Origin of the sequence: Hymenobacter algoricola (assembly GCF_039539525.1) — a bacterium.
Classification (GTDB): Bacteria; Bacteroidota; Bacteroidia; order Cytophagales; family Hymenobacteraceae; genus Hymenobacter; species Hymenobacter algoricola.
The window spans coordinates 22522-44572 of record NZ_BAABDH010000107.1 but is presented as its reverse complement, the minus strand read 5'-3'; the positions used below and the strand labels follow the sequence as shown (position 1 = coordinate 44572).

The window sequence follows — 22051 nt, the reverse complement described above, 5'->3', positions numbered from 1 at the left end:
ACAGCTTGTAGCTCAATAAAAATGGCTAGCTTAAAAGAAGTCCGCAACCGCATTGTATCGGTGCAAAGCACGCAGCAGATCACCAAAGCCATGAAGATGGTGGCGGCGGCCAAGCTGCGGCGCGCCCAGGACAACATCCTGCGCATGCGCCCTTATGCCCAGCGGCTCAACAGCATTCTGAGCAACCTGACCGCCCAGGTCGGCGAGGAGATGGAGAGTGACTACACCGCTCAGCGCGAGGTGCGCCGGGTGCTGATCATTGCCATTACCTCCGACCGCGGCCTGGCCGGGGCTTTCAACAGCAACATCTTCAAGGGGGTCAATGCGCTGATTGCGCAGCGCTACGCGGCGCAGTCGGCGGCCGGTGCCATCACGGTGCTGGCTATCGGCAAGCGCGCCCACGAGTACTTCTCGAAGCGCGGTCCGATGCTGGGCAACTACACCCACGTGTTCGGCAAACTCTCGTTCGATACGGTTCGCGAAGCCGCCGAGCAGGCCATGGAAGGCTTCCGCACCGGGCAGTACGACGAGGTGACGATGGTCTACAACGAGTTCAAGAACGTGGCCACCCAGGTGGTACGGGCCGAGCAGCTGTTGCCGTTGGTTCCCGCCGAAGCACCCGTGACGACCACGGCCACCTCGAACGTGGACTACCTCTTCGAGCCTTCGAAGGAGGAAATCGTGCAGACCCTGATTCCCCAGTCGCTGAAGGTGCAGCTCTACAAGGCGGTGCTGGAAAGCAACGCCTCGGAGCACGGCGCCCGCATGACGGCCATGGACAAGGCCACCGAAAACGCCGGCGAGCTGCTCAAGTCGCTCAAGTTAACTTACAACCGCACGCGTCAGGCGGCCATCACCACCGAGATTCTCGAAATCGTGGGGGGGGCCGAAGCCCTGGCGGCCAGCCGCGGCTAAGCACCGGCTCATTGCTTATCGAAAAGGCCCGCTTCCGGAAGGAGGCGGGCCTTTTTTCGGCTAGAATATTCCGGTCCGACGGCTTTTTCAGCCGTCGGACCGGTCGCCGGGCGCCGACGCGTGACAAGGCAGTGGGAGCGGGTCCGTGCTGTCGGCGACCGGTCGGACGGCGAAGAGCCGTCCGACCGGTGGGGAAATCCGGAGAATGGGTAGCTTTAAGCTATGCAGTTTGTACCCCAACAGCCTTACCACGTCTATAACCGGGGCAACAACCGGGAGACGGTTTTTTTTGAGCCGGCTAATTACCTGTACTTTCTGCGCAAAGTGCGTCAACACATTGTCCCGCACAGTGAGCTGCTAGCGTATTGCCTGATGCCGAATCATTTTCATCTGCTACTGTGCCCGCTTGAAACGCCGCAGACGATACATCCACTGTACAGAGGGGTGGGAACGGCTCTCAGCTCCTATACCCAAGGCGTAAACCAGGACCGAAAGCGTACCGGTTCGTTATTTCAGGCAAAAACCAAAGCGCAGCCGTTGGCCGCTGATGAAGCATATCTGCGCACCTGCTTTCGTTACATCCATCAAAATCCGGTGCGGGCCGGCCTGGTTGGCCGCCTGGAAGACTGGCCCTCCTCCTCGTACCGCGACTACGCCGGACTGCGCAGTGGTAGCCTGTGCAACCAAGCCGTTGCGCACGGACTGATTGATTTACCACAATCCTCTGAGTTGTTCCGGCGCGAAGCAGAGAATATGATTCCCCCGGAATACGTCATGGGCCAGTAACCCCGGTCGGACGGCTTTTTCAGCCGTCCGACCGGTCGTCGTAAGAACGGTCTCAACTGCGCGACGTCAGCATGCGGCCACCGGTCGGACCGCTTGAAGCGGTCCGACCGGTCACGTCCGGCCGTCGTTGGCGTGGTCTCACCCTGGCGGCCACCGGTCGGCCCGCTTCCGGCGGTCCGACCGGCAGCTTGGAGCCGGAGGCGCGCCCCCAAAAATCGAAACGCCCCACCCGCCGCGAGGCAGGTGGGGCGTTTCTTCTAAGTTGCAATAGGCGTACGGATAGCGGAAAAAGCCGGGGCCGCGGCTGGTGCGGCGGCCCTGGCCGAAAGCTTAGGCGGGCAGCGAATCCTTGCGGACCTGTACCAGCCCGACGAGGCCCACGGCTTCGTCGTGGGTCTGCGTGGCGGTAGCCACCTCAAACTCCAGCATCACCCGGTCATCAGTACCCTGCTCCTCATTCTGGTTGATGAACTGGTTGCGGCGCTTGATGTAGGTAGACAGCTCGTCTTCCACCCGGCGCTTTTCGCGGCCCTCGGTCATGCCGGGCAGGTCGGCCTGCGCGTCGCTGATGCGGCGGCTCAGGCGCGTGATTTCGGCGGCGCGGGCGGCCGGGTCACCGAAGGTTTGCAGCCGGAAGGCCAGGTTCGACTTGCGGTTGGCCGCCTCGTCGCGTTTCTGCGTCAGGGGCACCAGCACCCGGTCGCAGTCGGCCTTGGTGGCCAGTTGGTCAATAGAGTACGCCATGATAAAAGGGGGTAAAGGGTTAGTGAAAATTACGATTCTAAGATATTAGGACGGGCTTAATTTACAAGCAGTTGGGCGCTAAAAATAATCGGGGCCCGGTGGGGGCGCGGCCAGGGCCTTGGTCAGGGCCCCGGCTTCGGCCAGCAGCCCGGCCAGGCGGGCGCGCAGCAGCGCTACCGGCCCCGGGCCGCTGCGGTCTTCCAGCTCGGTCAGGGCCGCGTTGTGCAGCAGCGTCAGCTCGGCCTGCCGGTCTTCGAGCTTGCGCGGGGGCAGGGGCGCGTCGGTTTCGGTGGCGGCCAGCGCGGCGGGCAGGCTCGCGGCGTGGGCCAGCCGGTGAATGGCGGGCCGGGCCCGGGCGGGCAGCTCGTGGCTCAGGCGAAAGCGCAGGCGGCGGGCCTGGTCGAGGCAGATGATCAGGCGGGCTTCCAGCGGGGCGCGGTCCGGGGGTGGGGGCGCGGGCTCGGGCGCCCCGGGCTCGGGCAGCAGCCGGCCCAGCATGCGCAGGCGGTAGGAGGCATCAGGGGGCAAGGGGCGGGTGCCCGCCACATCGTTGGCGAGCTGCGCCTGCGACACGCCCAGCAGCCGCCCCAGCTCCCCCTGCGTGAGTCCCCAATAGGCGCGCACTCTGCCTTCCAGCGGCGTATCGGCGGCACTTACTCCTCGGGTGGGCTTTCGCATGGCGCTGTTCTTCCGGCTACCCGACGGCGGGTCAGCCACTCAAGATACAACGTCCGGCCCAGAGCTGGTTATAAATTTTGACCCCGCCAAAAATCTATCACCAGCCCGGGCTCCCCTAGCGCTGATTATGGATTTTGACTCCGCCGAAAATCTATAATCAGCGCTGGCCTTGGCCGTACGGCCCCGGCCCTGATGCGCCGTCCGCCGTCCGGCCTTGCCCTGCACTCCCGCCTGCCGGCCCCGCGGCAGTGGCCGAGCGGTTCAGGATGACAAACGATAAACAAATGCCCCCTTCCTAACCCCCTTCCAGTACATACTCGATGCCCCGGCAAAGGTAAACCGGCCGGACGCTGCTGCATCCGGCCGGTTTACCTTTGCCGGGGCATCGAACGAGTGTCGCGTCTCTCCCCTCGTTTTACCGAAGCTGGCTGTAGGCGCGCCCGGCCAGCTCCTTGCTCGGTCGGGGCGCCCTGGGGTGCTGGTCGAGCAGCTCCAGTACCAAGCGGGGCGTGAGGGTGGTAAAGTCCTTGAACACGGCCATCGGAGCCTGAAACTGGGCGGGCTTGAGGCCGGTGCTCAGGGCAATGCAGCGCATGCCGGCCTTGTAGGCGGCCTGCTCGCCGAGCAGGGCGTCCTCAAACACCACGCACCGCTCGGGCGGCACCCCCAGCTTTTGGGCGGCTACCCGGAACGTGTCGGGGTGGGGCTTGCCCTTGTCCACGTCGTCTTTGCCCACGACCACGTCGAAGAAGCGGCGCAGGTCCAGGTGGTCGAGGATGTAGCTGATGGTGTCGGCGGCCGAGCCCGTGCCCAGCCCGAGCTTGAAGCCCGCGTCGCGGGCCGCCTGCAGAAACTTCGAGAGGCCGGCGGCTTCCCGGCGCTTGTCCCAGTACAGCGTGCGGTACAGAAACTCGCGCTGGGCGGCGTACTCCTTGAGCTGCTTGTCGGGTACGGGGTTGGTGAAGACCGTCTTGAGAATGTTCGAGGCCGGCATCCCGTTCAGGCGGCGCAGCAGCTGCCGGGCGTTGGTACTCAGGCCCAGGTCGCGGAACAGCAGCTGGAAGGCCCGGGCCTGGTAGGGCGTGTTGTCGATGAGCACGCCGTCCATGTCGAAGATCAGGGCGTAGGGCAGGGCAGGAGTAGGCATGGGGCAGGAAGAGGGGGGAAGTAGAAACGAACGTCATGCTGAGCGCAGCAACGCGCAGCCGAAGCATCCCGCGGGCTGCTGTTGGGACGGCAACCCAGATACGTCTGTCATCCTGAGCAAAGCGAAGGACAGCTGAAGGATGATAGACGATTTTAAAGGAGTAGCCTAACGAAGCGAGCGAGATGCTTCGGCTCCGGCTACGCCTGCGCTCAGCATGACGTTCTTTTTCCAACAACGACTGCCCGTGGGATGCTTCGGCGGCGTCTCTGCATGACGTGCGGTAGCCGGCAGGGTTGCCGGCCCGGCTATTTTGGCGGTCGGCACCCGAATTCCGGATGCGGGCTGTTACCTTTGCCCCCGCCCTGGCCGGTTCGCCGCCGGCGCCCGACCTAACCGTGCTACTGATTTGAAAAAGAGCCTGTTTCTCCTGCTGGCGGCCGTGCTGGCCGCGCCTGCCTTCGGGCAGAAGAAAGCCGCGCCCCTGAGCCGGCCCAAGCTGGTGGTGGGCATCGTGGTCGACCAGATGCGCTACGACTACCTCTACCGCTACTGGAGCAAGTACGGCACCGGCGGCTTCCGGCGCCTGCTGGGCGAAGGCTTCAGCTACGAAAACACCCACTTCAACTACGTGCCCACCTACACCGGGCCCGGCCACGCCAGCCTCTACACCGGCACCACGCCCTCCATGCACGGCATCGTGGGCAACAACTGGTTTAGGCGCGAAACCGGCCGGGGCACCTACGTGACCGAGGACAAAACCGTGCAGGCCGTGGGCGGCACGGCCGCGGCGGGGCAGATGTCGCCGCGCTACATGCTCACCAGCACCATCACCGACGAGCTGCGGCTGGCCACCAACTTTCAGAGCAAGGTCATCGGCGTCTGCATCAAGGACCGGGGCTCCATCCTGCCCGCCGGCCACGCCGCCAACGCCGCCTACTGGTACGACGGCTCCAACGGCGCCTTCATCAGCAGCACCTACTACCAGGAAACCCTGCCCGAGTGGGTGAGCAAATTCAACGGCGAGCAGCGGGCCGCGAAGTACCTCGACCAGCCCTGGACGACGCTGCTGCCCATCGGGCAGTACACCGAAAGCTCGGCCGACGACGTGGCCTGGGAAGCGGCCTTCAAAGGGGAAGCCAAGCCGGTGTTTCCGCATGATCTGCCGGCGCTGAGCGCCGCGGCCCCCGTGGCGGTGAAGGGCGCGCTGAAGGCCGAGGGCGAAAAGGCCCCCGTGGCCACGCCCCGCAACCTGGATCTGATCCGCTCCACGCCCTTCGGCAACTCGCTCACTCTGGACTTCGCCCTCGAAGCCGTCCGGGCCGAGCAGCTGGGCCAGCGCGGCCAAACCGACTTTCTGACCCTGAGCTTCAGCTCGACCGACTACGTGGGCCACCAGTTCGGCACCAGCGCCATCGAAACCGAGGACACCTACCTGCGCCTCGACCAGGACATTGCCCGCCTGCTGCAGTACCTCGACAAAACCGTGGGCAAGGGCCAGACGCTGGTGTTCCTCTCGGCCGACCACGGCGCGGCCAACTCGCCCGACTTTATGCGCCTGCACAAGCTGCCCGCCGGCTCGGTGGGCCCGGCCCTGATGCGCGACTCCATCCAGCAGGCCCTCACCCGCCGGCACGGGGCCGGGCAGTGGGTGCTGAGCTACGAGAACCAGCAGGTGTACCTCAACCGCCCGCTCATTGCCCAGAAAAATCTTGACCTGCGCAAGGTGCAGGACGAAGTGGTTGACATTGCCGTGTCGCTCAGCGGCGTCAACCGCGCCATCTCCGCCGACGATCTGCAGAAGTCGCACTGGGAAAGCGGCATGCTGATGTACCTCGAAAACGGCTTCTTCCCCGGCCGCAGCGGCGACGTGATGGTGGTGCTGCAGCCCGGCTGGCTCGAATCGTACGCCTACCCCGTGACCAAGGGCACCACCCACGGCTCGCTGAACAACTACGACACCCACGTGCCCCTCGTATTCTGGGGCTGGCACGTCAAGCACGGCGAGTCGAGCGTGGTGGCCAAGGTGACGGACGCGGCGGCCACGCTGGCGCGCTTCCTGCACATTCAGGAGCCCAACGGCTGCACCGGCACGCCCCTGCTCGAAGTTCTTAAATAGCAGGTTTTCTTGCTTGGTTATCCTTTTCCACCTGTCATCCTGAGCCTGCGAAGGACCTTATCACGGCAGAACAAGTCGTTGTTACGATTGTCGTTCAGCTGGCATAAGGTCCTTCGCAGGCTCAGGATGACAGGCGAGAAAAAAACTAAACCCCAAAAATCAACATTCACACTTCTCAGTAATAAACACAATGGCTCATTTTAACCCCTGGCACGATGTAGAGCGCGGCGCAGGCGCTCCGGCGGTGGTAAACGGTATCATCGAGATTCCGAAAGGCTCGAAAGGCAAGTACGAGCTGGACAAGGACAGCGGCATGCTCAAGCTGGACCGCGTGCTGTTCTCGGCCGTGCACTACCCGGCCGCCTACGGCTTCATTCCCCAAACCTACTGCGACGACAAGGACCCGCTCGACATCCTCGTTATCTGCTCGGTCGACATCGTGCCCATGTGCCTGGTCGATGCCAAGGTCATCGGCGTGATGCAGATGATTGACGGCGACGAGGAAGACGACAAAATCATTGCCGTGGCCGCCAACGACATCTCCGTCAACCACTACAACGACATTGCCGACCTGCCCCCGCACACGCTGCTGGAAATGCGCCGCTTCTTCGAAGACTACAAAGCCCTGGAGCACAAGCAGGTGACGGTGGAGCAGTTTCTGGGCCGCGAAGATGCCTACCGCATCATCGAGGACAGCATCAAGCTCTACCACGAGACCTTCAGCAAGGATGCCGAAGGCGTCACCACGACCAAGACGGAAAGCCTGAGCGCCTAGCCGGCCTCCCGTTTCTGACTTCCGCAAGCCCCGAAGCCCGCCTGGTTTCGGGGCTTTCTGCTGGAAGGCCGGTCGGGGGCAGCAGCGCCGCCGGGTCGTATCTTTTTCGCGGGCCGGCGAGTAGCGGCGGCCCCGTATCTTTGGGCCGCGGCGTTGGCCGTCTTTTGCCGCCCCAGCCATGCCGCCCGGACCCCAGCGCGCGTTTAGCGACACTTCCCCGTCAGTTCGCCCCGCCTGGCTCACCATCCTGCGGCGCGGCACCGACGCCGTGCTCTACAGCAGCACGCTGGTGGCGCTGGCCGCCACGGGCCTCACCTGGGCCACGTTTCTGTTCTGGCGCCACCCCATCCCGTTTCGCCTGGTCGCCCTGATCTTTGCGGCCACGCTGTTTCTCTACAACATCGACAGCGTGCTGCCCTACAAGTACCGGCAGCAGGCGGTGCTCTCGGCGCGCAAGCGCTGGATTATCCGCCACCGCCGGGCGCTGCTCGGGCTGGCGCTGGGCAGCCTGGCCGTGGCCGGCGTGCTGTTCTGGACCGACGGCTGGCGCCCCCTCACGCTGTTTCTGGGGCATCTGGCGGCCATTTCCCTGCTCTACTCCATGCCCCTGGTGCGCCGCCACGGCCGCTGGCGGGCCCTGCGCGACCTGCCCCTGCTCAAGATCTTCCTCATTGCCTACGTCTGGTCGGCCATCACGGTGTGGGTGCCGGCGCTGTACCTGGGCAAAGCCCTGGGCGAGCCGGAAGTGCTGGTGCTGTTTGCCCGCCGCTTCTTCTTCATCCTGAACCTGGCCTTGGTGTTCGATATCCGCGACTACACCAAGGACCGGCTCAGCGGCACGCGCACGTTTCCGGGGCTGTTTGGGCTGCGGGCCACCAAGCTGCTGGGCCTGGCATTTCTGGCGGTTTCGGCGCTGCTGGTGCCGCCGGGCGTGTCGGCTCACCACCTGCTGGTGCTCACGGTGCCTACGCTGCTGGCCGGCGCCATCATCTGGTACGCCGACGAAACCCGCCCCGACTACTACTTCGCCCTGCTGGCCGACGGGCTGCTGCTGGTGCAGTTCGGGGTGGCGTACTGGGTGGCCTAGGCCGGGGCTAAAAGCGGTCGGCGGTAGTGAGTTCCTGAAACGCCGGCCCCAGAAACCGGATAAGGTCGCCGGCGACGAGGCCCGCTTCCCCGGTTTGCCGGGCGGCCAGGTCGCCGGCGCGGCCGTGGGCGTACAGGCCCAGCAGGGCCGCATCGAGGGCCGAGAAGTGCTGGGCGCGCAGGGCCGTGAGCACGCCGGTCAGCACGTCGCCGCTGCCGCCGGTGGCCATGCCGGGGTTGCCGGTGCTGTTGAAGTAGAGCGTCCCCCCGGGAGTGCCCAGGCAGGAATAGGCGCCCTTCAGAATGGTGTAGCACTGGTGCTGCCGGCAGAAGTCGCGCAGCAGGTCCAGGCGGTGGTAGTCGTCGCGGGCCGGGCCGGTCAGGCGCTCAAACTCCTTGGGGTGGGGCGTAAGCAGCGAGTCGGGCGGGAGCAGGGCCAGCAGGTCGGGGCTTTCACTGAGCAGGTTCAGGGCGTCGGCATCCAGTACGAGGGGCACCTGGGCCTGGCGCAGCAGCTTTTCCAGCAGCTGCCGGGTGCTTTCCTCCCGGCCCAGGCCCGGCCCGATGCCCACGGCGGAGTAGGGCTGCAGCCCGGGCAGCTCGGTCACGAAGTCGGTGGCGGGGTCGGGCAGGGCCATGGCCTCGGGGGCGGCGGTTTGCAGGATGTCGTAGCCCGCCGCCGGCCCCCGCACCGTGAGCAGCCCCACGCCGCTGCGCAGGCAGGCGTTGGCGGCCAGCACGGCGGCGCCCATCTTGCCGTAGCTGCCGGCCAGCAGCAGCGCGTGCCCGTAGGTGCCCTTGTGGGCAAACGTAGCCCGGCGCGGCAGCCGGCCCGCCAGCAGGGCCGCATCGATCAGGTGCAGGGCGTCGGGCACCTGGTCCAGGAAGCTTCGGCTCAGCTCAATGGGCTGCACGTGCCAGCGGCCGACGCAGGCCGCGTTCCGGGGCAGCAGGAAAGCCAGCTTGGGCAGCTCAAAGCTCACGGTGTGCCGGGCCTGCACCACCGGGCTTTTCGCCGGCTGGGGCGCGTCGGCCAGCAGGCCCGAAGGAATGTCGACGGCCACCACCCGGGCCGCCGCCTGGTTGAGGTGGGCTACCACGGCCGCGGCCAGGCCCGTCAGCGGGCGGCTCAGGCCGGTGCCGAACAGCGCATCCACGACCAGCGCATCGGCCGGAATTGTGGGCAAAGCGGCGGCGTCCAGCTCGGCCACGGGCACAGCCGGCAGCCGTTGGCGGTTCAGGGTAAAGTCGGCGGCGTAGTGGTCGGCGGGCAGCAGGTACACGCGCACGGCGTAGTCGCGCTGGTGGAGCAGGCGGGCAATGGCCAGGCCGTCGCCGCCGTTGTTGCCGGGGCCGCAGAGCACCAGGATTTCACCGGCTTCGGCCGGGCTCTGGCGGGCGGTGAGCCAGGCGGTGAAGGCCCGGGCGGCGCGCTCCATCAGCGCTTCGGAAGCAATGCCCTGTTCCTGCATGGTGGCCAGGTCGGCCTGGCGGGTCTGGGCGGCGGTGAGCAGTTTCATAGCGGCAGAGTAAGCATCTGCAGGAGCATACGCAAGCGCAAGGCGAAGGCTGGGCGGGCTAGGACGAGCTTAAAAACTTACCGTCCGGTTTTCGCGTTTCCAGAGCTCAAGCTTTTACTCTTCAACACTACGACATATGCAAACCTGGAACGACGTACTCCGGCTGGCCACCAACGGCAGCCCGGCCCCCGAGCGGCGGGTAGAAAAAACCGATGCCGAGTGGAAAGCCCAACTCACGGCCGAGCAGTACCACGTCACGCGCCAGCACGGCACCGAGCGGGCTTTCACCGGCGAGTACTGCGAGGCCCACGAAGCCGGCCTCTACGCCTGCGTGTGCTGCGGCACCCCGCTCTACGACTCGCGCACCAAGTTCGAGAGTGGCACGGGCTGGCCCAGCTTCACCCAGCCGGTGCAGGACAGCGCCATCAAGTATAAGAAAGACACCAGCTACGGCATGACCCGGGTGGAAGCCCTTTGCAACACCTGCGACGCCCACCAGGGCCACGTGTTTCCCGACGGTCCGGCCCCGAGCGGGCTGCGCCTGTGCATCAACTCGGCCGCCGTGAAGCTGGTGAGTGAAAAAGCCGCTACCGGGGCCTAAAGCCTGACCGCGCTTAGTAGCCAGAAGCCGGAAAAGCGGCCCGCGCAAGTGGGCCGCTTTTCGTTTTTAAAGGGCAGCTGGCCGGCCGGCCGGCGTGGGCACCGGAATTATCCCGATTTTCGCACCCCCGCGCCGCCGGGCGTGTTGGAGCCGTATACCTGCTTACCGGCTGCTGCCTCCTGGCTCCGGGCTTTCGCATTCGACTCTTTCTTCTCCGCCACTCCCGCTTTTCCTCCCGCCCATGTCCTTGCTCTTCACTGACTTTGCTTCCTGGCAGGCCCACTGCGCCGCCACCGGGGAGCCCCTCTACCAGCCCGTGCTGGACTACGAAATTGAGCAGAAGGGCCGCACCGAGGCCGAAATCTGGACGGGCCTGCAGCGGGCCTACGACGTGATGCGCGACGCCGTGCACACCGGCCTGACCGAGGACATGACCTCCCGCTCGGGCATGATAAACAACGGGGCCAAGAAAATTGCGGCCTCCCCCGTCACGGTTTTGTCGCCGGAGTTTAAGAGCCTGATTGTGCGGGCCCTGGGCGCCAAGGAGGTGAATTCGTGCATGGGCCGGGTGGTGGCCGCGCCCACGGCCGGGGCCTCGGGCATCCTGCCCGGCGTGCTGGTCACGCTCCAGGATCTGCACAAGCTCGACGACCACAAGATTCTCGAAGGGCTGCTGGTAGCGGCCGGCATTGCTCTCATCATCGAGCAGAATGCCTCCCTGGCCGGCGCCGTGGGCGGCTGCCAGGCCGAAACCGGCTCCGCGGCCGCCATGGGCTCCGGCGCCATCGTCTACTGCCTGGGCGGCGACGTGGACGTGACCTTCGCGGCCGTGGCCATTACCATTCAGTGCATGCTCGGCCTGGTCTGCGACCCGGTGGCGGGGCTGGTGGAGGTGCCCTGCGTGGTGCGCAATGCCTCGGCGGCCGCCATTGCCTTCAGCTCGGCCCAGATTGCCATTGCCGGCGTCAACCCCGTCATTCCTGTGGATCAGTGCGTGGCGGCCCTGGGCGAGGTGGGGCAGAGCATGGAAACCCGCTACAAGGAAACCGCCCTCGGGGGCCTGGCCAACACCACCCGCGGCCGCGAAATCGAGAAGATGGTGCTGGTGCAGGACGTCAACATCCTGCCCGACGAAGACTAGCCCGCGCCGGCCGTCGGGCCGCCGGCTGGTGTATTCAGACATGAAAAAGCCCCGCCGGAATTCCGGCGGGGCTTTTTTGCGGCTGCTGCCGGGCGCTTAGCGGCGCACCAGCTTCAGCAGTTGCGGGGCCGTGTTCGGGCTGCTGATGCGCAGCAGGTACACGCCCACCGGCAGAGTTGAGAGGTCAACCGGGCTGAGGCTGGCGGCGCTGGCAGCCGCTTGCTCCGGGTGCAGCACCAAAGTGCGGACCACCTGACCGAGCGTGTTCAGCACCGTTACGTCAGCGGCCTTCGAGTAGCCCCGCAGCTCCACCATGACGTTGCCGTCGGCGGTAGGGTTGGGGAACAGCAGGGCACTGACCGCTGCCAGATTAGCCTTGGCCGAAGCCAGCACCGTAGCGTTGACGGCGTTGGAAGCCGCCGAGGAGCAGCCGCCGCCGCTGGTCGAAACCACGGTGTAGATGCCGCTCTGCGCGCCCGAGAGCAGCAGCAGGGTCTGGCCCGTGGCGCCGGGCACCAGCACGCCGTTGCGGTAGAACTGGTTGCCGGTAGCCGCGCTGGAGGTCAGCAGGATGGCGCCCGAAGGCTGGGTCGTGCTGGTCAGCGTGGGCGTGTTCGGCGTGGCATTCACCGTCACCACCACCGGGGCCGATACCGTGAAGCAGTTCGTGGTATTGGTCAGCTGCACCGTGTAGCTACCCGCGGCCACGGCGGTGAAGGTCGGGTTGGTAGCGCCGGCGATGGCCGTGCCGTTCAGGAAATACTGGTAGCTGTTGCCCGTGGTAGCCGTGGCCGTGAAGGTCACCGAGCCGCCCTGGCAGAAGGTCGTCGGACCGCCCGCCGTGAGAGTAGCCGTTACCGGACCCGGGTTCACCGTCACCTGCACCGTGCTGGTCGACGAGCAGCCGTTGGCGGTCGTAGCCGTCAGGGTGTAGGTCACGACCAGCGGGGCGGTGCCCGTGTTGGTCAGCGTCACGGTCGGGTTGCTGACCGTGGCGCTGCTCAGCCCCGTAGCCGGGCTCCAGCTGTAGGTGTAGCCCGCTATGGCCGTCGTACCAAGCTGGACCGAGCTTCCCGAGCAGAAGGCCTGGTTGGCCCCGGCGTTGGCTATGGCTGCCGGATTCAGCGTGATGCTGGCAATGGCGGAGGAAGGACAGGAGCCGCCCACGCTGTAGGTCACCACGTAGGTGCCGGCCGTGGACGTTGCCAGGTTGATGACGCCCGTGGCAGCATTGAGGCTCAGGCCCGCCGCAGCGCTGAACGTGCCGCCCGCCGTGCCGGTGATGGTCGGCGCGGGGTTGGTGCCGCTCAGGCAGAAGGCGGGGCTGGCGTAGGTGAACGTCGCCGTCGTAGTCGGGTTCACCACCACGGCCGTAGCCGCTGAAGTGGCCGAGCAGGCGCTGGCGTTGGTTACCGTGACCGAGTAGCTGCCGGCGGCCGAAGCCGTGTAGGTAGCCGAGGTAGCGCCATTGATAGCCGTGCCGTTGAGCAGGAACTGGTAGCTGTTGCCCGTGCCGGCTGGCGCCGTGAAGGTTACCGAGCCACCCTGGCAGAAAGTCGTCGGCCCCCCGGCCGTCAGCGTGGCCGCCGGGGCCGCGTTGAGGATGATGGTGGTCGAAGCCGTGGCCGCCGCGCAGCCGCCGGAAGCGGCAATGGTATTGGTCACCGTATAGGTACCCGCCGCGCTGGAAGCCAGCGTAACGACGCCCGTATTGGGGGCAATGGTCAGGCCCGTAGCCGGCGAAACCGAGAACACCCCGCCGCTGCTGTTGGCGCCGAACGTCGGCGTAACCGTGGCCGTGCCTCCGGCGCAGTAGCCGGGCTGGGCGTAGGAGAACGAGGCCGAAGGAGCCGTGGTAATCGTCACCTGGGTCGTGGTCGACGAGGCGCAGGGCCCGCTCACGCTGTACGTCACCGTGTACATGCCCGGAGTGGACGTTGCCAGCGTGATAACGCCCGTGCCAGCATTGAGGCTCAGGCCCGTCGTGGAGCTGAACGTGCCGCCCGCCGTGCCGGTGATGGTTGGCGTGGGGTTGGTGCCGCTCAGGCAGAAGGTGCTGCCGGCATAGGCAAAGGCCGCCGAGGTAGCCGGCGTGATGGTTACCGAAGCGGTAGCCGTGACGCCCGCGCAGGAGCCCGAGGCGGCAATAGTGTTTGTCACGGTGTAGGTGCCCGCCGTGGAGGCGGCCACGTTGATGACGCCCGTCGCCGGATCGAGGCTCAGGCCCGCCGTAGACGAGAACGTACCGGCCGCCGCACCGCTGCCCAGCGTGGGCGGCACGGTGCTGGTGGCGCCGGCGCAGTAGGTGCCGGCCGCGTAGCTGAAGGCCGCAACCGGAGCCGAGGTAATCGTCACCGACTGGGTGGTCGTGCCGGGGCAGCTGCCGCCCGCGGTGTAGGTTACCGTGTAGGTGCCGGCCGCCGTAGCGCTCAGGTTGATGACGCCCGTCGTCGGATCAATGCTCAGGCCGGTGCTGCCCGCGAAGGTGCCGCCGCTCACGCCCGTTACCGTGGGCGAGGGGTTGGCGCCGTTCCGGCAGAAGCTGGCCGCCGCGTAGCTGAACGCGGCCGAGGCTACCGGAGCTACCGTCACCGACTGGGTAGCCGTGAGGGCCGGGCAGTTGCCCGCGGCGGCCACGGTGTAGCTTACCAGGTAAGTGCCCGCCGTGGAGGTGGTGGGGTTGATAGCGCCCGTGGTCGGGTCAATGGTCAGTCCAGCTGGAGCGCTGAACGTGCCGCCCGTCACCGAGCCGCTGCCCAGCGTCGGCGTTACGGCCGAGCCCGAACCCGCGCAGATGGTGCCGGCCGCATAGGTGAAGGCCACCGTACGGGGCGTGCTGACGATGGTCAGCGGCGTGGCCAGCGTATTGTTTTCGAGAACTTCGTCGCCGGTTATGCTCACGGCGCCGCTCAGCGAGTAGGTAGCGGCGGCCGACAGGTCGACCGTGCCCACGGCTACTACCAGCGAGGCGCCCGGGGCCAGGGTGCCGGTGTTGACGATGGTCGAAATATTCTGAGCGGCAGCGCCGCCCGCCACCGATACAAAAACGGTGGCGGGCGTCACGGCAAAGTCCAGGGTGACGGCCGTCGTGTTGCGGATGGTGACCGAAACCGCTTCCGTGGCCGAGTAGCAGCCGTTGCCGGCCGTTGGTCCGGTCAGGGCCGTGGTGGCCAGGTCGAGCAGGCTGAACTCGTCGGCGCCGATGTCGGGCATCAGGCCTGAGCGCAGCTGCCCGTCGAAGTCAACCGTAATATCCGCAACCGGCACGCCGGCGTTGTTCAGCGCCGGGCTCACGCTGTGCAGATCGGTAGCCGAGACAAACTGCGGATCAGCCACTTTGGACGTCGCCGGGTTGTCCTGGCCGGTTTCGGCGTTCAGGGCGGCCAGCGTGGCGCGCAACGTGCCGGTGGTGCTCAGGCTGCCGGTCTGCCCGACGCCGAAGTTGGCGCCGGTGCCGATGAAGAAGCTGTTGTTGGAGGAAGTCAGGTTGGCGTACGCCCCGGCCGTGCTGCTGTAGGCAAAGCCCAGGGCGATGCTGTTGGCCGTGCCCGTGGTCTGGGTGTTGGCCAGCACGTTGTTGCGAATCTGCACTGCCGGCGACGAGCCGCCCACCGCCAGCGCGTAGCTGGGGTAGTTGCCGCCGGTCTGCGTGCCCGTCATGCTGATGGAGTTGAATACCACGCGGGTAGTCGAGCCCGTGCCGCCGCCCAGGTAGATGCCCGCGCCGAAGTCGCCGGAGGTACCATTGGCCGAAACCCCGGCAATCATGTTGTTGCTGATGGTCGAGGTGCCCGAGGTGGCCGCGGCCAGGGCAATGCCCACGGCCGAGAAGGTATTGGTCTGCCGCACCGTCCCGATGTAGTTGCGGTCGACGGTGGCGTTGACGACCTCACTGCCGGTGAAGACGGTACCGCTGATGCCGGTAAAGCCCAGGCCGATGCCCCAGGCATCCCCGGAAACGGCCGTGTTGATGCCGTCCACCGTGTTCTGGGTCACCTGAATGCCATCCTCGAAGTAGCCCGTGATGCCGAAGCGGCCAATGGCGCCGGCGCCCGTCACGGTCAGGTCGTTCTGGCTGATAACGGTGCCCGTGTTCTTCACCGCGGCGCTCGGCCCCTGCGAGTAGATGCCGTAGATGCTGCCCGACACGGCGTTGTTGCGTACCACGTTGCCGTTGTTGCCGGCCGGGTTAGCGGCGGCGGCCAGCATGATGATACCCGCCTGCGCCGTAGCCGCGCCGCTGCCGGTGATTACCAGGTTTCTAAAGGTGTTGTTGGTGGCGTTGTCCCCGCCCGCGTTGAACACCGTCAGCACAATCCCGTTGCTGGCCGTGGCCGTGCTGGTGTTGTTCAGGGTCCAGTTGCGGCTCGGGCGCAGGTCGGAGGCCGAGAGCGTGCCGCCGCTGGTACCGTCCACGGTTACGTAGTCGGTGCCGATGAGCTGCAGCAGGGCAACGGCATTGCTGCCGGTCAGCGTCGTGTTCAGGCCGTCAGTGGGCTTGATGGTCAGTGTGTTGACTGCCGAGGCATCCGCGTTGGCCAGAAGCTGGATGGGGAATGTCTCGTTGGGGCCGTAGCTGGCGTCGAGCAGCAGGAAGGTTACTGCCCCGCCCAGCAGGTTGTTGTTGTAGGCGGCGGCGGCGGCCGTCAGCGTGGCGTAGGTGCGGGTCGCGTCGGGCGAGGCGCCGGTGCCCACGTAGTAGGTGCCGCTGAGCGTGCCCTGAATCAGGAACTGGTACACCTGGGCCGGCAGCGTCGTGAACGTGCCGCCGGGCGGGTTGCTGCTCACGTTGTTGTTGGCGCTGGCGTCCTGGGCCACCACGTAGTACTGGATAGCGTCGAAGCTCGTCACGCCGCCCACCAGGGAGTAGTCGAACGTGAAGGTGTAGGCGCTGCCGCTCACGCTGCTGGCCTGCACGCTCTGGAAAGCGCCCGTCGTGCCTTTGCGGAAAAACAGGCGCGGGGCATCGGCGCCCGTGGCAATGCCGCTGGGGTCGGTGATGGTAACCGTAAGGGTGCGGTTGGCCGTGCTGGGCGTGTTGCCCAGGGGCGTGAGGGTAATGGTCGGGGCCGTCAGGTCGAGGGGCGTGAACGAGCCTTCGTCGGCGCCGATATCGGGCGTCGTCGCGTTGCGGGTCTGGCCATCGAAGTCGATGGTGACGCCACTGACGGGGGTGCCGCCGCTTTCCACCTGCGTCGCCGGGGCGGGGTTGATGTGCAGGAAGGTGGCATCGGGGCCGGTGGTGCTCAGGAAAGATACATCCTCCGTGGCGGAGTTGGTTTCACGCGGGAAAACCAGGGCTTTGTAGCCGGCTAGGGTCGCGGCGGCGTTGGTAGCCGTGCTGGTGCCTTCCACGTAGATAACGTTGGTGGCCGAAGGCGTACCGGCGTAGTACAGGTTGTTGTTGGTGGCGGCCGCCAGGTTGGCCGGCGCCGTGCCCGCCGTGCCCGAAACGCGGCGCAGGGCGGCGGTGTAGCCCCCCGTGCCGGCGGCCGTGCTCTTGTTCACCACGAGGTTGTTGCGGGCATCGAGCGTGGTAGCCGTGGAGTTCAGGTAGATGCCCGAGGTGCCGAAGGTGGCGCCCGCGCTGGTGGCGTTCAGGTAGATGGTGTTGAAGTAGGCATTCACCGCGGTAGCCGAGGTAAAGCTCATGCCGCTGATGGCAACCAGGCCCGTAGCCGCCGGGGCCCGCAGGTCGCCGATAAGGTTGTTGGTGAGCGCAAAGGTGCCGCCGCCGGCAATGGTGAGGCCGTTGACGGTGCTGGTAGCTCCGGCCGCACTCAGGTCGTAGATCTTATTGCGGGCAATGCTGCTGCCCGCGCCGCCGCCGCTGGGAATGGCAATGCCGGTAACCGTGCCGCTGCCCGCCGTCAGGGCCAGGCCGGCCACGGTATTCTGGGTCATCGTCTGCACGTTGGAGCTGCTGGTGGCCGTCACAATACCGCGCAGCAGGTGCGACGTGCTGGTGCTGGTGCCGCTGATGGTCAGGCCCGTCACGACGTTGTTGCTCAGCACCTCGGTGGGCGTCGAGGCGGCCGTGCTGTTGATGCCGGTCAGGGTGCAGGTAGAGGTGGAGGTGCCCGACGAGACGATGCTGTTGTTGGTAACCGTGTTGCCGGTAATCGTGGTGGTGGCCGTACCCAGCGAGATGCCGAACAGCGAGGTGCCGGCCGTAGTCCCGGCGGGCGTCTTGCTGTTGCCCGATAGCGTGTTGTTGTTGATGGTGACCGGGGTGGCCGCCGACACTATCGACGACGAAATCAGGGTCATGGTGCCCGTGCCGGCCGTCGAGTTGTTGGTGACGTTGTTGCTGCTCAGGTTGACGGCGGCACCGGCCGAGCAGACGATGCCGTTGAACGAGGCCGTGGTAGCGGCGGCGGCCGTGCTGTTCTGCACCGTGTTGCCGGTGATGTTGACCGTTGCGGCCGAAGCCGTGTTGCTGATGCCGCTCAGGGTGCCCGTCGTGGCCGTGGCGTAGGTCAGCTGTACCGTGTTGCCGGTGATGTTGACCGTGTTGGCAGCCGCCGTGGAGCCGATGCCGTTGTCGATGCCGGCCAGCAGGCTGGTGGTAGCGCCGCTGGACAGCGTGATGGTGTTGTTGGTGATGTCGATGTTCGACGAGGTGCCGGTGTTGCCGTAAATGCCGCGCAGCGTCGAGGTGCCGGCCGCGCCGCCGCCGCTGTTGACGATGTTGTTGGCAATCCTGGCGCCGTTCTGGATGTTCACGCCGATGCCCCAGCCCGAGGCGGCCAGCCCGCCGAAGTTGGTGACCGTGTTGGCGGCCGTCACCCCGATTTCGTTGTTCAGGTCGTAGTTGGGGGCCGTGGTGGTGGTAGCGCCGGTCAGGTACATGCCCGACACGGCATTGCTCACCGTGTTGCCGTAGATACGGTTGCCGGAGTTGGCCCCGGCGGGGGCGGTAGCCGCTACCGAAGTGGCCAGGGCCGCCGTAGTGGCCGCGCCGTAGAGGCCGAAGGTTCCCGTGTTGGCCTTGTTCAGCGTCACCACGCAGTTGCGGATGGTGTTGAACTGGCAGCCGTCGGTCGGCGAAGGCCGGAACAGCGCAAAGCCAAACTCCATCTGGGTAATAGGCGTCGTATTGGCGGCGCTTTCAGTCAGCTCCAGCCCGTCGAAGGTCACGTAGTCGGCACCCGACAGGCCGATGATGGCGTCCAGGCTCGTGGTAGTGCCCACGCCGGCCGTAATCTTCGGATTGGCTCCCGCCCCGGCCTTCTGGAATACAATGGCATTGGTGGCGGTACCCGTCGCCGTGAGCAGCAGCGGGGCCGTCAGGGTTTCGGCGTAGCCCGCCGTCACGTTGATGACAACCCCGCCGGCCGGCACGCCGCTGGTGTTCAAATCCGTAAAAGCCGCCGCCAGGGTGGCATAGTCGCCGGGCAGGGTTTTGGTGACCTGGGCCCAGCTTAGCTGGCTGCTCAGCAGCAGCGCCAGCAGCAGGCCCAGCCGCCGCAGCCTCGTCCCTCCGGGGATGGGGGCAGCCGGCACTAAACAGTCGGGCCGGGGCCCGGAGCGTAAAGATTGTTGCATAGAAGAAGGAAAGAGGGTTGGGAAAAGTGAAAAACAGAATACCCGTCCGGGCCAGGCGCATGAGCGGGCCGCAGGCGGAAAAGTCACGACTGGTAAAAAGTAAGCGTGGGGCGGGCTAGCGGCCCCTCAGCGAATCGGTGGGGCAGACTGCGGGAGTCTGCCCTGGGCTCGGCATAGCGGCTGGATGATAAGCGAATACTGCTGACGCATGCCGAAAGGGGAGGAAGCCAAAAAAGCATTTCGGCCCGAACGAACAGGATGTTGGACGGAAAAATGCTGGAAAATAGCTATTCTGCAATAATATCACAAAGTAGCTGATAGAAAGCGGATAACAGAATGATTTGGGCAAAAGCCTCAAAAAAACTGTGGCGCTCATTCCCAGGGCCGGGGCACAACCGGTTTGGCTGCCCAACGACAGCACTGCCGAGCCATTTTTCAACCCAATCAGCGGTTCCCGCCGATGGCTTTCAGGTCCGGGGACATGGTGAGCTTGGCCAGATACTGGACGGCGCTGGCATAGCGGGCGCGCAGCGCCTGATACTCGTCCCAGGCGGCCTGCTGATCCTCTTTCAGCGGTACGCCGGCCTGCCGCAACTGGTCGTAGGTCTGGAAAAAGTCGCGGCGCGTGGGGTCCTCCACCGGGTCCGACTCGTTTATCAGATTGTTGGGCTCCGCGTGGGCGCGGTCTTCAAAATAGCGGCTGATGCGGTTGATGGTAATGCAGCCGGCTTTAAAGCACAGCTCCGTCTGCGGGTCGCGCGGCTGATCTACGGAGCTGATGATGACGGCAGCGGCATCCAGGATAATGCTGGCGGCCGTAACCCAGGAGCGGCCCGGCTGGGGCGAGCGAAAAAATGATAGGATAGGCAGCGAAGTGTGGGTTTCCTCAATCTCCACGAACCACTCTTCCCACCGTTCCCACTGGGGCGCGTCATCGGCCAGGGAGCCGGTGCGGTTAAGCCAGATGATAAGCTCCGTGGCGGTGCGGTTGGTGCCGCAGCGCAGCTCCAGCCGGGCTACCACCAGCTCGCGCCGGGTGAAAGCCTGATACATGGTGGGCAAATAGGAAATCAGGAGCGTAATCAGCAGCAGGCCAAACGTGGCTTCCGAGTAGGAGGCAATGCCGCCGAGCATAGTGGCCGCCTTCACCGATCCCAGCGTCAGCACCGAGTTGCTGCTCAGAATATAGCTCGTGAGGAGCGTCCCCTCGCCCAGCGCCCACAGGATGCCGGTGTAGCCAATGGAGAGCAGAACCAGCCACACCACGGGCAGCATCACGAGCCCGACCGGCGCGTACATCGACATGACCCGGTCGCGCTGGGCGTAGGTTTTCTTGGAGGAAGCCAGGGCGCTGAATACGTGCCGGATGCCCATGAACACCCAGTTGTTGATCAGCACCGACTCGTTGCGGGGCAGCACAAACGAGCGGATAGCCGCCAGGACGGTGCTGAACACCAGAAACACGCCGCCCAGAAAGGCCAGCACGCGCAATAATACGTCGAGCATAGTAGCAGGCTGATCCGCTGGTAAAGTGCCCGGCGTCGTCTTTTTACTGCTACGGGGCAGAATGGTTAGGTTTCGGACCGGGCCCGCCTCCTTTACCGGTCAGCTCCTTTCCCGCCACAGCTTGTTGAACGACTTCGGGGCCACTTCCAGCGCCTCGCGCCGCTTGTTCCAGCCCACCTGGCTGAGCATGCGCAGCAGCACCCAGTTTTTGGCGCGGGCGGGCAGCAGGTTCAGCAGGCGGCGGCTTTTCATGCTCAGCAGCCAGAGGCGGATGGCCGTGCGCTCCTCCGTGTCGGTGAGGCCCTGCTGCACCACCTGCTGGCGGTTGCGGAGCAGCAGGTTGTGAATGTTGATCTTGACCGGACACACCGAGGTGCAGGCCCCGCACAGCGAGGAGGCGTAGCTCAGGTGCTTGTTTTCGGCCAGCCCGCCCAGGTGGGGCGAAATCACCGAGCCGATGGGCCCCGAATACGTGGTTTCGTAGGTGTGGCCACCGATGTTCTTGTACACCGGGCACACGTTCAGGCAGGCCCCGCAGCGGATGCAGTGCAGGGCTTCGCGCTTGTCGGCCTGGGCCAGCAGGGTGGTGCGGCCGTTGTCGAGCAGCACCACGTACATCTCGTCGGGGCCGTCTTTCTCCAGCGGCTGCCGCGGGCCGGTGTAGATGGTGTTGTAGACCGTGACCTGCTGCCCCGTGCCGCTGGTGCTGAGCAGGGGCCAGAACAAATCCAGGTCGTGGACGCTGGGAATGACCTTTTCGATGCCCACGATGGCAATGTGGGTGCTGGGAAACGTGGCCGACAGGCGGGCATTGCCCTCGTTCTCGGTTACGGCCACGCCGCCGATATCGGCCAGCAGGAAGTTGCCGCCGGTGATGCCCACTTCCGCCTCCGTGTACTTGCCGCGCAGCAGGTGGCGGGCCGTGAGCACCAGCTCCTGCGCGTCGTCGGTGGGCTCGATCTTGAGGTGCTTGACGAAGATGGCGGCAATGTCCTGCTTGCTCAGGTGCATGGCCGGCGTCACGATGTGGTAGGGCCGCTCGCCGTTGAGCTGCACAATGAACTCGCCCAGGTCGGTTTCGATGGACTCAATGCCGTTCTTGCCGAGGTAGTCGTTGAGGTGGATTTCCTCGGTGGTCATGCTCTTGGCCTTCACCACGGTGCGGGCGTGCTTGCGGGCCATGATCTTGCCGATTTCCGCCAGGGCCTCCTGCGCGTCGCGGGCCCAGATAACCTTGCCGCCGCGGGCCGTGAAGTTGCGCTCAAACTCGAGCAGGTACTCGTCGAGGTGGTTGATGGCCTTGGCCTTGAGGTAGGACGCCCGCTCCCGGGCCAGCTCGTGGTCGTAGTACCAGCCCAGGCCGGTCTGCACGGCCGCGTTGTACTTGCCGATGTTGAAGCGAATCTTGCGCCGGTGCTCCAGGTCAAAGGCTTTGGTTTCGCTGTCGAGCTGGAATTGACTAGATTTAGTGAGCATGTTGCTGGTTCC

Annotated in this window: 14 protein-coding genes; 7 read left to right on the top strand and 7 right to left on the bottom strand. The window is 65.7% G+C overall.

The features are described 5' to 3' along the window. Window positions 1-21: 21 nt before the first annotated feature. Both atpG and ABD842_RS17485 read left to right on the top strand, forming a co-directional pair. On the top strand, window positions 22-915 hold the full coding sequence (gene atpG, locus ABD842_RS17490) for an ATP synthase F1 subunit gamma (protein ID WP_345116801.1): 894 nt from the start codon (window positions 22-24) through the stop codon (window positions 913-915). Between the two features lie 222 nt (window positions 916-1137). Continuing rightward, the gene (locus ABD842_RS17485) at window positions 1138-1701 is read left to right on the top strand and encodes a transposase (RefSeq protein ID WP_345116799.1); all 564 of its coding nucleotides are present in this window, start codon (window positions 1138-1140) and stop codon (window positions 1699-1701) included. A 330-nt stretch (window positions 1702-2031) separates the two neighbouring features. Here the strand turns inward: ABD842_RS17485 and ABD842_RS17480 are convergent, their stop codons facing one another. From ABD842_RS17480 to ABD842_RS17470, 3 genes are all read right to left on the bottom strand, one after another. Further along, window positions 2032-2445, bottom strand: a complete 414-nt coding sequence (locus tag ABD842_RS17480; protein WP_345116797.1) for a hypothetical protein — start codon at window positions 2443-2445, stop codon at window positions 2032-2034. A 78-nt stretch (window positions 2446-2523) separates the two neighbouring features. After that, window positions 2524-3123: an antitoxin Xre-like helix-turn-helix domain-containing protein gene (locus ABD842_RS17475; RefSeq protein ID WP_345116795.1), complete on the bottom strand. Its 600-nt coding sequence runs from the start codon at window positions 3121-3123 to the stop codon at window positions 2524-2526. A 415-nt stretch (window positions 3124-3538) separates the two neighbouring features. Further along, the gene (locus ABD842_RS17470) at window positions 3539-4270 is read right to left on the bottom strand and encodes an HAD family hydrolase (RefSeq protein WP_345116793.1); all 732 of its coding nucleotides are present in this window, start codon (window positions 4268-4270) and stop codon (window positions 3539-3541) included. A 406-nt stretch (window positions 4271-4676) separates the two neighbouring features. Here ABD842_RS17470 and pafA point away from each other — a divergent pair, with 406 nt between their 5' ends. From pafA to ABD842_RS17455, 3 genes are all read left to right on the top strand, one after another. Beyond that, a complete protein-coding gene (gene pafA, locus ABD842_RS17465; RefSeq protein WP_345116791.1) occupies window positions 4677-6386 on the top strand; it encodes an alkaline phosphatase PafA in 1710 nt (569 codons plus the stop codon). Window positions 6387-6576: 190 nt separating this feature from the next. Continuing rightward, on the top strand, window positions 6577-7161 hold the full coding sequence (locus ABD842_RS17460) for an inorganic diphosphatase (protein ID WP_345116788.1): 585 nt from the start codon (window positions 6577-6579) through the stop codon (window positions 7159-7161). A gap of 178 nt (window positions 7162-7339) precedes the next feature. Then, window positions 7340-8248, top strand: coding sequence for a UbiA family prenyltransferase (locus ABD842_RS17455; protein ID WP_345116785.1), 909 nt, complete (start codon window positions 7340-7342; stop codon window positions 8246-8248). A gap of 7 nt (window positions 8249-8255) precedes the next feature. Here ABD842_RS17455 and ABD842_RS17450 read toward each other — a convergent pair whose 3' ends face one another. Beyond that, complete coding sequence (locus tag ABD842_RS17450) at window positions 8256-9767, bottom strand: NAD(P)H-hydrate dehydratase (protein ID WP_345116782.1); 1512 nt, start codon at window positions 9765-9767, stop codon at window positions 8256-8258. Between the two features lie 136 nt (window positions 9768-9903). On the opposite strand from ABD842_RS17450, the gene msrB reads away from it, so the two are divergent. Both msrB and sdaAA read left to right on the top strand, forming a co-directional pair. Beyond that, window positions 9904-10368, top strand: a complete 465-nt coding sequence (gene msrB, locus ABD842_RS17445) for a peptide-methionine (R)-S-oxide reductase MsrB (RefSeq protein ID WP_345116780.1) — start codon at window positions 9904-9906, stop codon at window positions 10366-10368. Between the two features lie 241 nt (window positions 10369-10609). Beyond that, window positions 10610-11509 (top strand): L-serine ammonia-lyase, iron-sulfur-dependent, subunit alpha, encoded by a 900-nt coding sequence (gene sdaAA / locus ABD842_RS17440; RefSeq protein WP_345116778.1) that lies wholly within the window; start codon window positions 10610-10612, stop codon window positions 11507-11509. 96 nt (window positions 11510-11605) lie between these two features. Here the strand turns inward: sdaAA and ABD842_RS17435 are convergent, their stop codons facing one another. The 3 genes from ABD842_RS17435 to ABD842_RS17425 all read right to left on the bottom strand — a co-directional run bounded on the left by ABD842_RS17435 (window position 11606) and on the right by ABD842_RS17425 (window position 22039). Beyond that, complete coding sequence (locus tag ABD842_RS17435; RefSeq protein WP_345116776.1) at window positions 11606-19057, bottom strand: beta strand repeat-containing protein; 7452 nt, start codon at window positions 19055-19057, stop codon at window positions 11606-11608. Window positions 19058-19501: 444 nt separating this feature from the next. Further along, window positions 19502-20563, bottom strand: a complete 1062-nt coding sequence (locus tag ABD842_RS17430) for a hypothetical protein (RefSeq protein ID WP_345116774.1) — start codon at window positions 20561-20563, stop codon at window positions 19502-19504. Window positions 20564-20662: 99 nt separating this feature from the next. Next, the gene (locus ABD842_RS17425) at window positions 20663-22039 is read right to left on the bottom strand and encodes a lactate utilization protein B (RefSeq protein ID WP_345116772.1); all 1377 of its coding nucleotides are present in this window, start codon (window positions 22037-22039) and stop codon (window positions 20663-20665) included. Window positions 22040-22051: the final 12 nt, after the last annotated feature.

Coding starts and splice junctions, on each gene's coding strand:
- atpG (WP_345116801.1), top strand. CDS start 22: ATGGCTAGCTTAAAAGAAGTCCGCAACCGCATTGTATCGGTGCAAAGC.
- ABD842_RS17485 (WP_345116799.1), top strand. CDS start 1,138: ATGCAGTTTGTACCCCAACAGCCTTACCACGTCTATAACCGGGGCAAC.
- ABD842_RS17480 (WP_345116797.1), bottom strand. CDS start 2,445: ATGGCGTACTCTATTGACCAACTGGCCACCAAGGCCGACTGCGACCGG.
- ABD842_RS17475 (WP_345116795.1), bottom strand. CDS start 3,123: ATGCGAAAGCCCACCCGAGGAGTAAGTGCCGCCGATACGCCGCTGGAA.
- ABD842_RS17470 (WP_345116793.1), bottom strand. CDS start 4,270: ATGCCTACTCCTGCCCTGCCCTACGCCCTGATCTTCGACATGGACGGC.
- ABD842_RS17460 (WP_345116788.1), top strand. CDS start 6,577: ATGGCTCATTTTAACCCCTGGCACGATGTAGAGCGCGGCGCAGGCGCT.
- ABD842_RS17455 (WP_345116785.1), top strand. CDS start 7,340: ATGCCGCCCGGACCCCAGCGCGCGTTTAGCGACACTTCCCCGTCAGTT.
- ABD842_RS17450 (WP_345116782.1), bottom strand. CDS start 9,767: ATGAAACTGCTCACCGCCGCCCAGACCCGCCAGGCCGACCTGGCCACC.
- msrB (WP_345116780.1), top strand. CDS start 9,904: ATGCAAACCTGGAACGACGTACTCCGGCTGGCCACCAACGGCAGCCCG.
- sdaAA (WP_345116778.1), top strand. CDS start 10,610: ATGTCCTTGCTCTTCACTGACTTTGCTTCCTGGCAGGCCCACTGCGCC.
- ABD842_RS17435 (WP_345116776.1), bottom strand. CDS start 19,057: ATGCAACAATCTTTACGCTCCGGGCCCCGGCCCGACTGTTTAGTGCCG.
- ABD842_RS17430 (WP_345116774.1), bottom strand. CDS start 20,563: ATGCTCGACGTATTATTGCGCGTGCTGGCCTTTCTGGGCGGCGTGTTT.
- ABD842_RS17425 (WP_345116772.1), bottom strand. CDS start 22,039: ATGCTCACTAAATCTAGTCAATTCCAGCTCGACAGCGAAACCAAAGCC.